The sequence below is a fragment of the Candidatus Acidiferrales bacterium genome, assembly GCA_035934015.1.
Classification (GTDB): domain Bacteria; phylum Acidobacteriota; class Terriglobia; order Acidiferrales; family UBA7541; genus DAHUXN01.
In genome coordinates, this window is the sequence record DASYYH010000027.1 from 192927 (window position 1) to 204859 (window position 11933).

The window sequence follows — 11933 nt, forward strand, 5'->3', positions numbered from 1 at the left end:
CCTGTGAATCCTACGCGCCTTCCGCCATCGACACAACAAATCTGAACCTTCAGCCGACGTTCCACGCATCCCTGAGTTCGTGAGAAGAATCCGAGCCAGCGAGAGATTCTTTGACGCCTGCTCGCCGTGGCGAGTGGCGGGCGCAGCCGAAGGGCGCACGCCGTGCGCGCGCAAGGTAGTCGGCGTCTCACGCCGTGCGCCAGGGCAACACTATTCAAATCGGAGGGCGATCATTGGGTCGGACTTCGCGGCGCGATACGCCGGAAGAAGCGCTGCGATTACAGCCACAAGCATCATCACGCACGTCGCAAATGCAAAACTTACGGGATCGCTTGGACTCACCCCCCACAACATCGAGCGAATCATCTGCGCCGCGGCAAATCCCGCCGCAACACCAAGCGCGACTCCAGCGAAAACTACAATCACCGTCTCGCGCAAGATCATCTGAAACACATCGCGCGGCTGTGCGCCCAACGCCATTCGAATGCCGATTTCGCGAGTCCTTTCCGCAGTGGTATACGACGTCACCCCGTAAACGCCGATCATCGCCAGCAGACCAACGAACAAACTGAAGGCCATCGCGATCAGTTCCATGGCGCGATTTCGGTGAAGGACGTTGTTCATCCCTTCCATTAGCGACCCATATTTGACAGCGACACCCGAATCAACAGTCCCTGCTGCACTCTCCAAACGTTTTTCGATCTGGGGAAATGCTCCGGCAACTCGAATTTCATAGCTGCCCAGTCCCGAGCATGAATCCGCGCACTGCGAGACTGGCCTATACAAGATGAGAAGGGGCCCGTAATCGGGCCGGCGATATTGAATATCTGCGGCGACGCCGACTACCTCGACGGTGTAGTCCTGCCCCTTGCCGTTGCTGTCGTTTTCGCGAAATCGAAGCCCGACGGGATTCACTTTCCCAAAAAATGTTTCCGACAAAGTTTTGCTGAGAATCGCTACCGGAAGTGAAGCGCTTCTGTCGCCGTCATTAAATTCCCGGCCTGTCAGTATCGGAGTGCGCCGGGTTTTGAAGAAATCAGGGGAAACAAAGATTGGAATAGGAGCAAGCCGCCGCTCCAATCCATTTGACCCATGAACGGCCAGCCGGACCGGGTACATCTGAGAAAATGTGCGAGACCACGACGCGGAAACGACGCCGGGCACGGAACGAAATTGCACCAGTAGTTCCTGGCCGACGAATGCTTCGCGCTGTGAGTTTTCGCCGGTCTCCTGCAAGGTCGCATGGGCCACCAGCACGCCCTTAGGGTCATAGCCCAGATCCGCTGTGAGGAACGCGTGCAGTGTCCGCGCCAGCAAGCCTGCGCTGACGAGCAGCGCCATAGACAACGCAACTTGCACGACAATGACGAGAGAATTGGAAATGCGGTTGGTACGTTTCCCCGTCGCCACGCCATTGTTCATCGCGGAATAAAGTGGAATGCGAGTTGCGCGAATCGCCGGCGCCAGCCCAAACAGGAGCGCGCAGAACAACGTGATACCTACGACAAAGAAAACGAGCTTCGTGTCCCAAGACAAATCGAGGGAGATTTTCTCGTCGGGCCAGGAGAGCGCCCATAACAGCGTTTGGCTAGCCCAGCGTTCGATCAGAAGTCCCGCCGCCGCGCCGATCAGCGACAAGGCAACGCTTTCTGTGAGCAGTTGCCGCACCAGGCGCCAGCGCGATGCGCCCAGCGCAAGCCGCGTGGCGATCTCGGCTTGGCGTTTCGTAGCACGCGCGAGAAGCAGGTTGCCCAGGTTCGCACAGGCGATGATCAGAGCGACAGCTGCCATAATCATCAGAAGCAGGACCGTACTCGTCTCGTTCCATAATTCAGCGAGGGCCTCACTCCGAATCGAACTCACTGTGAGAGGCGTGCGCATAACTGTTCGCTCGCTGGCGTTATCCGATTTTGGCGGCAAAGCTTTGTCTATTTCCGAACTTAGGACTTGCAGCCCGGCGTCGGCCTGGCTCAGGCTTTCTCCTGGCTTCAGCCTGCCGACGATGGATATTAGTGTGGCTGAATCGTCCAGAGACGGCGTATGTTTTCCGTAGAGCAGCGGATAATCCCGGTATGTTCGCTCTGCCTCAAGCGGCATGAATATCTCAGACATTTCTCCGATAACCACACCGAAAAAAGAGCGCGGGGCCACTCCAACGATGCGGAATTCATTCCCATCCACAAGGATCGTTTGGCCAAGCACGTCTCGCGATTGGCCGTACAACTGACGCCATGATCCGTAGCCGATCACGCATACGGGCGGCGCACCGGGCCGGTCATCGGAAGGCTGCAAAGCCCGGCCGATAACCGCAGGAACGCCGAGAGTTTGGAAGTAATCTCCGGAAACGTACAAGCCGGAAACTTCTCGGCTTTGCTTGTCGGCAGTGATGTCGAAATTCGCGTCAAAATAATTGTAGGCAAGGACGCTCGAAAACATATTTTGACGGTCACGAAGGATTTTCCACTCTGCGTATGTGTGCAAGTTTCCTGCAACCCCGCGTACAACTTCGACGAGCTGATCGGCTCGCTCTATTGGCAAGGGCCTGAGCGCCAGCGCGTACATGACGGAGAAGATCGCTGTCGTCGCACCGATTCCCAGCGCGAGCGAGAGAACCGCAACGGCAGTCAGCCCCGCGCTGCTGCGCATCGTGCGCAGGGCATAGCGAATGTCATCGAAGATCGACTCGAGCAGTCGCATAGACGGATGAACGGATGTTACCACCCGCACGCCGCGCTATGCTCCCTCAGGTCGAGAAGGTTTCGGCGTGGACAACAGGCAAGTGCCCCTCTCAGAGACAAACCGCTTCGTCAGGCCCTTGCTGCTTCATTTTCTCTTGACAGATAGTTAATCATCTGGTACATAGTAGTTAGCAGCCTGGAAAAACCCAGGCTGCAAACGATAGCGATGGAAGTATGCAAGGCCACGGCGACGTGGCCTTTTTGTTTTCACGAAGCGCCGTAGCTGCATTCTGGCGAAGGAGTTTCGCTTTTAGGAGGGAACCCGGCACAGCCACTGCAGCGTCGGGCGCGCCGTAGCCAGCCCCCCCTGGGCGGGCCTTGGCGAAGGCGGGCTTTTTATGCGCTTTAGGAGATTCGAATCGCGAATCTATGAAGAATTAGAACTCGAGGCAACTGACACAGAACAAACAACGGGAGGTCGTTCTAATCGCTGATTCTTTCGATTTTTTGCGAAATCCAGCGATTAGAAATCCTCGCCTCCGTCCGCCATTTTTCCCGATTCGGGAAATCGCCCGCCTCGTCAGGCTTGCCCACCGCGGCGGGAATTCTAATCGAGTTTCTATGAGAAATAAGAACTCAATGCAACTCGCACAAAACAAACAGTCGGACTCATTTCTAATCGAGTTTTCTCGCCAAAATTTCTCGCCTTCCGTCCGTTCTCGGACACCACGGCTCGCCGTTGGCAGACGCGCCGCCGCCCCTCAGCCGCAAGCCGGCACAGCTTCCCTACAGTCGCGGCAGGACGATTCCCTGCTGCGACTGATACTTGCCCTTTTTGTCTTTGTAGGAGATTTCGCAAACTTCGTCGGATTCGAAAAAAATCACCTGGCAAAGCCCTTCGTTGGCGTAGATGCGCGCTGGCAGCGGCGTTGTATTGCTGATTTCCAGCGTGACGTAGCCCTCCCACTCCGGCTCGAATGGCGTCACGTTGACGATGATTCCGCAGCGCGCGTATGTCGATTTCCCCACGCAGATCGTCAGCACGCTTCGTGGAATGCGGAAATATTCCACGGAGCGCGCCAGCGCAAACGAATTCGGCGGAACGATGCACACAGGCCCTTTGAACTCCACAAACGAGCGCGCGTCAAATTGCTTCGGATCGACAATCGTCGAATTGACGTTGGTGAAAATGCGAAATTCATCGGCTACGCGCATATCGTAGCCATAAGACGACACGCCATAACTGATGACGCCATCGCGCACCTGGCGATCCGCAAACGGCTCGATCATTTTATGTTCGCGCGCCATCTTCGTTATCCAGCGATCCGACTTCACGCTCATTCGATTCCTCCGGAGAAATCCATTTCGAAAAGGCGCGAAATGTTATTACACCGCGTGCAGCTTGACAACCTGCAACCGCGCCATCTAGCATACCTTGCGGCAAAGGAGCGGCTTGCTTCCATGATCAAACTCGATATCGTCAATGCAGTCGTGCAGCGCACCAACATTCCTCGCACCAAGGCCGAACAGGCTGTCGAGACTGTTTTTGAAGCTTTGAAGAACGCTCTCGGACGCGGCGAGCGCATTGAACTTCGCCGTTTCGGTGTATTTAACGTCAAGCCGCGCAAGACGGGCATCGGACGCAATCCGCGCACGGGCCAGCAGGTAAACATTCAGCCGGGAAAAGCAGTTCGCTTCAAACCCGGAAAAGAGTTGCAGGCGCTCTAGCTCCATTTTCTTTCGCATCCGAAATTTGCGTCTTCTCCAGTTGGCGCGGTCGCTGCCAGCGTGTAATCTATAATTGTGGATTCTGGCAACGGACATTCTCGCCCGCCAGTAGAAATTGTTGATCCGGGCTATCCCCTTTTTCTCCAGCCGCGGATTATTTATCCTTCGCCGCAGAAGCGGCCCTTTGTTCTTTCGCTCGTTCTTTTTGTTCTCACGATGATTTCGACGCTGGCTGTTGGCCGCGAATTCTGCGTATCGTATGCGCAAAATCGTGCGCCCTTCTCAGGAATCGATAATCCTTATGTCCCCACGTTTCACGCTCTGATTCATCCGCGCCTGTTGCTGGGCGGAATTCCTTTTGCGTTCACGTTGATTGGAATTCTACTGGCGCACGAATTGGGGCATTACTTTACGTGCCGCTATTACAGAATTGACGCGAGCTATCCGTATTTTCTTCCGGCGCCGACGATCATTGGAACGTTCGGCGCGTTCATTCGCATTCGCTCGCCGATCGTCAACCGCAAAGCATTATTTGATGTGGGATTTTCGGGGCCGGTCGTGGGATTCATCCTGGCAGTCCCAATTCTTGCGTATGGCGTGTATACATCCAAGATCGTGCCGGGCGTGCAAAGTGGCGCGGCTGTCGTCTTTGGCAGTCCGCCGCTGATGAAATTTTTTTTGGAGCTTTTTCATCCGGGCGTGCGCGAAAGCAATATTCTTCTGAGCCCCATCGCCCTTGCGGCATGGGTGGGACTGCTGGTCACGGCGATCAATCTTCTGCCGGTCGGGCAGCTTGACGGCGGGCACATCGTTTACAGCGTCACCAGCGGTTACCACCGATTGATTTCGCCGCTATTCGGAATCGGACTTCTTATCATGGGCATCACCTACTGGCACGACTGGGTGGTGTTTGCCCTGCTGCTGCTTTTCCTGGGATTTCGCCACCCGCCGTTGATTGACGTATGGACTCCTCTTGACGCCAAGCGGCGCGCCTGGGCGGTTTTTGCGCTCATCATGTTTTTTCTTTGCTTCACGCCGACGCCGCTGAGCATCCCGCGCTGAGGGTCTTTTTTCAGGCGCTGAGGATCGCAACCTCAAAGCAAGCTAGCGGGATCGACATCCACGATCACGGCACTATCGGGAATTTCTTTTTTTGCACAGAATTCCAGGCAGCCATCGAGCACTTGAGCGAGCAGGCGGCGGTTCGGCGTTTTCAATAAAATTTGGAACCGAAATTCGCGCCGCAATTTTGAGAGAGCAGCGGCGGCCGGCCCGAGGACTTTCAGTTCGCTGATTTTCTTGGCATCCAGGAAGCTCGTGAGCGCACGGCACCATCGGATCGCATTCTCTATCTTGCGATCGCGCACCAAAATATTAGCCAGCGCGATGAACGGCGGATAATGCATCATACGGCGAAAATGAATCTCTCTCTCGAAGAATCTGCGATAGTCCTGGTCCACGGCATGCTGAATCGCGTAATGCTCGGGATAATACGTCTCAATCAGCACTTCGCCCTGCAGCTTTCCGCGTCCGGCGCGTCCGGCCACTTGAGTGAGAAGTTGAAATGTTCTTTCCGCGGCGCGGAAATCGGGCCGCCCCAGCGCCAAGTCAGCGGAAACAACGCCCACCAGAGTCACGCGCTCGAAGTCATGTCCCTTTGCAACCATTTGCGTGCCGACGAGCAAATCAAGTTCGCCGCGCGCAAAAGCGCCGAGGACTTTTTGATACTCTTTTTTTGTGCGCACCGTATCGCGGTCGAGGCGAGCGATGCGCGCTTTCGGAAACTGTTCGCGCAAATATTCTTCGACGCGCTCCGCGCCATCACCCACGAAATACAAATACTCGGATTTGCACTTGGGGCAGAGTTTCGGCACAGGCGCCGAATATCCGCAATAATGACATTCGATGCGTGCGCGGTTTTTGTGGTACGAAAGGGCGATGCTGCAATTCTTACATTCGATTCCCGCGCCGCAGCTCCGGCAAAGCAAGTACCAAGAATATCCACGCCGGTTGATGAGAACGAGCGCTTGAGTGCCTGCTTCGAATCGCAGTGCGATCGCCGCCAGGAGTGAAGCGGAAACTGGAGCGGCGCGCTGCATCTGGCGAAATTCCTCGCGAAGATCAACGAGCTTTACGGCTGCCAGCGGACGATTTTCGACGCGCGTCTTCAGCTCCAGCAAGCGATATTTTCCTATCTGGGCATTGTGGAAACTTTCGAGAGAGGGCGTGGCGGATCCAAGCAGCGCCACGGCGCTCTCGAGCCGTGCACGAACGATCGCCACGTCGCGCCCGTGATAACGCGGCGTCTCTTCCTGCTTGTAGCCTGACTCCTGTTCCTCGTCGACGATGATCAGCCCCAAATTTTCCAGCGGCGCAAACACCGCCGAGCGTGTGCCGACAACGATTCGCGCCTCGCCGCGCCGCACGCGCCACCATTCCCGCGCGCGCTCATTTTTTGCGAGCCCGCTATGCAGCACGGCGACAAAATCGCCGAACCGCGCGCGGACCTGGCGGCTGAGCCACAACGTGAGCGCAATTTCCGGGACGAGGACAATGGCAGTCCGCCCTTGTGCAAGGGCCGACTCGATGGCGGCCAGGTAAACCTCCGTCTTTCCGCTTCCTGTGACTCCATGAAGCAAAGCAGCCGTGAAAGTTTTCGAGGCGAGCCATTCGCGCACGATGGTCGCGGCTCTTTCCTGCTCGGCATTCAGCACATTGGCAGGCGGAATGAAATCCGTATCCCATGGATCCTCTTCGGCGGTCAGCGGTTCTTCCCAAGTTGTTACTTTCCCCTGCTTTTCCAGGCGCGCAACGACGGCGCGGGAGACGTCCTGTTTCAACAAGAACGGCAAGGGCAACGGCCCGCGCTCGGCCGAGAGCATTTCGCGGATTTTTTCTTCTGTCGCGCCACTAGCGGCCGCATGCGAGCTCCACGCGACGATTTTTTTCATGCGCTCGCGCTTGCGGCGCATGCGGTCACTGGCGCGCAAATATCCGCGGCGCACAAGGCTCTCCGCCGACGCCTCGCCTCCCGAGATGCGTTGCAGGCGCGAAGAGACAACCGGTTTCCCCGCGCGTTCGAGGATTTCCAGTAATGCTAGATCCAAGGAATTTCCTGGACTCAGCGACTCTCGCTGCCGCAATTCCTGCAGGAATCCGCTGCCGTGTTCCGTGAGCGCATATTCACGGCCATGGCGCAACTCCGCCAAGGGAGGCAGCATGGCACGCAACGTCTCGCCGAGGGGCGCGACGTAATAGCGGCTCACCCAAATTCCCAGTTCGATTAATTTCGCGGACAGCACGGGGACAGGATCCAACAGCTCGGCAATTTCTTTTGTGTTCTTTCCCTCCGGAGGTTTAGCGCCGACGCTCACGACGACACCAACCATTGCGCGATTGCGAAACGGCACGACGACGCGGCTCCCGATGAGTTCCGCAGAGGCCAAGGATTCAGGAATCGCGTAGGTAAACGATGAACGCAGCGGAACGGGCAGCGCGACTTCGCAGAATCTTGCAGTCATGTGGGATTAGTGTAACAGCATGGCTTGAGACGCAGAACCGGCTCTGCCTTAGCGCCTCGTTACACGCTGACGAGCGCGACTCCGGCAAAAATCAGCGCGACACCCAGCCACTGGCGCCGACCCAGCCTCTCGCGCAGGAATGCTGCGGCGAACAGCAACGTGACCACGCCATAGAGAGACGAGAGCACAGTAGCGATGGCGATTTCCTCCTGCTTGAATGCAAGATTATTGGCGACAAAGCCTGCCGTATCCGCAAGGGCAATGAAAAAAATCAGCCATGCCGAAGAGCCCCTCGGAATCTCCGCAGATTGTCCCAGCGGGCGAAGCAAGAGCAGCAGAACCGCGAAGGAAATGAGACGGATTACCCATACGGAAGCGAGTCCGCCGAAAATGGGCATCACGCGAAATCCCAAAATCCAATAATTCACGCCAAAACCCAGGGCTGCGGCGAGCGCCCATGGCACGCCGCGCAACACGTGGCGGCGATGATGGCCGGGGAGCTGGGAGTCATCGTGCGCTGCGATTTTCGATGGCAGCGCCAGAGCGGCGACGATTACTCCGACGATTACAAAGATCACACCGACGGCATGTGCGCGCGTCAATCGCTCGCCGGTCGAAATCGAAAGAACAACGGTCAACGCGGGATAACTTGCGGCAATGGGAGAAACGAGCGCGAGGATGCCAATTTCAAAGGAACGATAAAGCGCCAGCGATGCCAGCACACTCAACATTCCTGCCAGAATGATCCATCCCCAAATGTCCCACCGCAGAGGCGGAAAAAATCTCGTCCAATGGCCCATTGCCGCCATGCAGGCCGTGAGGGCAAAAAGCCCCGCGAGCTGCATGAACATGAGAGCGCGCAACGCTCCCACGCGGCGCGTCGCGAAGCGCGCCATGAAGTCCGCCACTCCCCAGCCGAAGGCCGCCGAAAGCCCGAGGAAAATTCCCAACGCGCGTCTCCCTCAAGAGGCTTGAAATTTCGATTTGCAATACGCTGCACTGCCAACGAATTGCAGCGCAACAGTGTAACAGGAGGGTTCGATTCAACCGAAAGCTGAATCGTCAACGGATGTGAAAGGAAAATAACAGGAACTTACCGCCGCGCCGGAGGCTTCAATCCGAGATGCGCCATCACCTTTTTCAAATCTTCCCAGACTTCGCCCTTGGCATTTGGATTGCGGAGCAAATAGGCAGGATGGTAGGTGGCGAGCATCGGCACGCCGCGAAAATCCATCCACTGGCCGCGCAGGCGCGAAATCGACATCTTGGATCCCAAGAGCGATTGAAACGCCGTGGCACCCAGACAAACGATCGCCTTGGGGCGGATCACGGCGAGCTGGCGGAAAAGAAATGGCGAGCAAGTCTCGACTTCGCCAGGCTCAGGCACGCGATTCTGCGGCGGCCGGCATTTCACGACGTTGCAGATATATACGCCCTCGCGGCGCAAGCCCATGGCTTCGATCATTTGCGTGAGCAATTTTCCCGCGCGGCCGACGAAAGGCAGGCCTTGCACATCTTCGTCGTGTCCAGGGCCTTCGCCAACAAAAACCAATTCCGCCCTAGGGTTGCCGGAACCAAAGACAATGTTTGTTCTCTGCTCACAGAGTTTGCAGCGCTTACAGTCGCCGATGTCCTCGCGAATGCGCTCCAAAGTGTCGTTTTCGATGCGTTCGCCGGATTCAAACAAAGAAGCGCTCTTGACGACAGGAGGCGCAGCCGCCAGCGACGCATTCTGGGATGGCAAAGGGAGATTGGGAACTGGAATGCGCGCCGCGGGAATGGAGTGGGAGGCCGGAATTTCCTCTTCTGCAGAATTGACTGCAGGCGCAACGGTGCGGGAAGAACGGCCGAGATAGAAAGAGGAAATATTCAGGTCATCGAAATACTGCAGCCAGGCTTCGACGCGCGCGCGGCTTTCCGAATTCACTTCAAGCCTTTGCGAAGCTCCGCGACGTGATCGAAAATGCGGTTGGCGAGTTCGAATTTCGACATTTTCGGCAAGGCCAGTTCGCGGCCATCGCGCAGGAACAAGGTTACGATGTTTGTGCCGGTGTCGAATCCCGCGCCTTCCATCGTCACGTCATTAGCCACAATCATGTCCGCGCCCTTGGATTTCAGCTTATGGCGTGCGTTCTCCGCCACGCGCTCCGTTTCCGCAGCAAAACCGACCAGGATTTGTCCGGTCTTGTCTCGCGCGAGTTCACCGAGAATGTCGACCGTGGGCTCAAGTTCGAGCATTACGTGCCCCGCGCCACGCTTCATTTTCTGCGCCGCAGCGGCAACAGGCCGATAGTCCGCGACCGCCGCGGCCATAACCACGGCATCGGCAGAGCGAGCGCTTTCGCGCACGGCGCGATGCATCTCCTCGGTGGAACGAACGGGCACCCAGTCCACTTCTGGAGGAGCTTTGAGTTCTGCCGGGCCGCTGATCAGGATGACATGCGCGCCACGCCGCGCGGCAGCATCCGCGAGGGCATATCCCATCTTCCCCGACGAGCGATTCGTCAACATCCGGACAGGATCGAGCTCTTCGACCGTGGGGCCTGCGGTGACGACAACCGTCATGCCGTCCAGATCGTGCTTCAAACCAAGAGTCTCGCACACGGCGCTGGCGATGGCTTCGGTACCTGCCAGGCGACCCGGCCCGGTCATCCCACAAGCGAGGTAGCCTTCATCCGGCTGGACGACACGCACGCCGCGCGCCCTGAGCGTCTCCAGATTTTTCTGGGTCGCAGGATGCTCCCACATGTTGACGTTCATCGCGGGGGCGACGATCACAGGCGCTTTGGTCGCAAGGTACAACGTTGTCAAAAAATCGTCTGCGACGCCATTGGCGAGCTTCGCCAAAATGTCCGCCGTTGCCGGCGCAACGAGGAGCAAGTCGATCCGCTGCGCGACGGCGATATGTTCGATGGCGCTTTCGACATTTGCAGCGGATTCCCTTTCGCCAAAAAGTCCAGTAATTACCTTTTGCCCGGTGAGCGCAGCGAATGTGAGCGGCGTGACGAATTCCTGCGCTCCTCGCGTCATCACAACCTGGACGTCGATTTTTTCCTGCTGCAGACGGCGAACAAGCTCCGCCGCCTTATAAGCAGCCACTCCGCCCGAGACTCCCAACGCGACGCGCATCGATATTTCCTACGAAAGCCTAGGACTTCCTCTGCTTTCCGTCTTCGGCTGAACCATCGGCCGATTCCGGAAGCTCAAACTCCAACATTCCCTTCTGCAATTCCTCTTCGGCGACGCGCGTGTATTTGTGATTTCGGGGATTTTCAATCAATGGCCGGCCCCCAGCCATCAGTTGACGGGCGCGGCGCGCCACGAGGACAACGTAAGCGAATCTGCTATCTGGTGTTTCGGATGAAACCGCCATAAATGCATTATCCTCCAAACGATTCCAGTATTTTGCGAACGCGATCCCGATTTTGCATTGTCCGGCAACGCGCTCCGTGAGCGATTGCCTGAACAGCGTGGCCCGCCGACTCAAGATTTTCGTTAATCACGACATAATCGTAATCCACGTACTGCTCCATCTCCAAGCGCGCCTGTTCGAGCCTCCTCCGTATCTCATCTTCGCCATCCAAGCCACGGGCGCGAAGGCGCGTTTCCAACTCTTCCCTTGATGGAGGCACAATAAAGATGGCGATCGATTCCGGGACTTTCTCCCGAACCTGCCTTGCGCCCTGAACATCGATTTCGAGCACTAGATCCTTTTTCTGCGCGAGCGCTTCAGCCAGCCATTTCTTCGGCGTGCCGTAGCTGTGCTTTCCGAAAACACAGGCATACTCAAGGAATTCGCCATCTCGCGCCATTCGCTGGAACTCGTCCTGAGATACAAAATGATACCACCGGTTATCGCTTTCCCCCTGACGAGGCGGGCGCGTGGTGACGGAAATCGAAAGCATCGTCCCGGGAAGCTCCAGCAACTTTTTCACGAGCGTAGATTTGCCCGACCCCGAGGGCCCCGAAACGATAAAGACGAGTGGTTCATGCGATTCAGCCATCG

The 11933-nt window shown here is 57.0% G+C and carries 10 protein-coding genes; 2 read left to right on the top strand and 8 right to left on the bottom strand.

Translation table 11 applies throughout. The features are described from left to right. Positions 1-210: 210 nt before the first annotated feature. Both VGR81_13855 and dcd read right to left on the bottom strand, forming a co-directional pair. Positions 211-2721, bottom strand: coding sequence for an ABC transporter permease (locus VGR81_13855; protein ID HEV2290023.1), 2511 nt, complete (start codon positions 2719-2721; stop codon positions 211-213). Positions 2722-3464: 743 nt separating this feature from the next. Continuing rightward, positions 3465-4019 (bottom strand): dCTP deaminase, encoded by a 555-nt coding sequence (dcd, locus tag VGR81_13860; GenBank protein ID HEV2290024.1) that lies wholly within the window; start codon positions 4017-4019, stop codon positions 3465-3467. 120 nt (positions 4020-4139) lie between these two features. Between dcd and VGR81_13865 the strand changes: the two genes are divergently transcribed. Then, positions 4140-4406 carry an HU family DNA-binding protein gene (locus VGR81_13865; protein HEV2290025.1) on the top strand — a complete coding sequence of 89 codons (267 nt, stop codon included), beginning with the start codon at positions 4140-4142 and terminating at the stop codon, positions 4404-4406. Between the two features lie 75 nt (positions 4407-4481). Then, complete coding sequence (locus VGR81_13870; GenBank protein HEV2290026.1) at positions 4482-5468, top strand: site-2 protease family protein; 987 nt, start codon at positions 4482-4484, stop codon at positions 5466-5468. A 32-nt stretch (positions 5469-5500) separates the two neighbouring features. Here VGR81_13870 and priA read toward each other — a convergent pair whose 3' ends face one another. From priA to gmk, 6 genes are all read right to left on the bottom strand, one after another. Continuing rightward, the gene (gene priA, locus VGR81_13875) at positions 5501-7927 is read right to left on the bottom strand and encodes a primosomal protein N' (protein ID HEV2290027.1); all 2427 of its coding nucleotides are present in this window, start codon (positions 7925-7927) and stop codon (positions 5501-5503) included. A 59-nt stretch (positions 7928-7986) separates the two neighbouring features. Then, positions 7987-8877: a DMT family transporter gene (locus tag VGR81_13880; GenBank protein HEV2290028.1), complete on the bottom strand. Its 891-nt coding sequence runs from the start codon at positions 8875-8877 to the stop codon at positions 7987-7989. 143 nt (positions 8878-9020) lie between these two features. Further along, positions 9021-9854 carry a uracil-DNA glycosylase gene (locus VGR81_13885; protein ID HEV2290029.1) on the bottom strand — a complete coding sequence of 278 codons (834 nt, stop codon included), beginning with the start codon at positions 9852-9854 and terminating at the stop codon, positions 9021-9023. Further along, positions 9851-11056 (bottom strand): bifunctional phosphopantothenoylcysteine decarboxylase/phosphopantothenate--cysteine ligase CoaBC, encoded by a 1206-nt coding sequence (gene coaBC, locus VGR81_13890; GenBank protein HEV2290030.1) that lies wholly within the window; start codon positions 11054-11056, stop codon positions 9851-9853. Before coaBC ends, VGR81_13885 begins: the two co-directional genes overlap by 4 nt. Before the next feature lie 19 nt (positions 11057-11075). Further along, the gene (gene rpoZ, locus VGR81_13895) at positions 11076-11300 is read right to left on the bottom strand and encodes a DNA-directed RNA polymerase subunit omega (GenBank protein HEV2290031.1); all 225 of its coding nucleotides are present in this window, start codon (positions 11298-11300) and stop codon (positions 11076-11078) included. 7 nt (positions 11301-11307) lie between these two features. Further along, positions 11308-11931 (bottom strand): guanylate kinase, encoded by a 624-nt coding sequence (gene gmk / locus VGR81_13900; GenBank protein ID HEV2290032.1) that lies wholly within the window; start codon positions 11929-11931, stop codon positions 11308-11310. Positions 11932-11933 lie beyond the last annotated feature (2 nt).

Bases quoted from the DNA above. Each gene is read 5' to 3' on its own strand.
- dcd (HEV2290024.1), bottom strand. From the start codon at position 4,019: ATGAGCGTGAAGTCGGATCGCTGGATAACGAAGATGGCGCGCGAACAT.
- VGR81_13865 (HEV2290025.1), top strand. From the start codon at position 4,140: ATGATCAAACTCGATATCGTCAATGCAGTCGTGCAGCGCACCAACATT.
- priA (HEV2290027.1), bottom strand. From the start codon at position 7,927: ATGACTGCAAGATTCTGCGAAGTCGCGCTGCCCGTTCCGCTGCGTTCA.
- coaBC (HEV2290030.1), bottom strand. From the start codon at position 11,056: ATGCGCGTCGCGTTGGGAGTCTCGGGCGGAGTGGCTGCTTATAAGGCG.
- rpoZ (HEV2290031.1), bottom strand. From the start codon at position 11,300: ATGGCGGTTTCATCCGAAACACCAGATAGCAGATTCGCTTACGTTGTC.
- gmk (HEV2290032.1), bottom strand. From the start codon at position 11,931: ATGGCTGAATCGCATGAACCACTCGTCTTTATCGTTTCGGGGCCCTCG.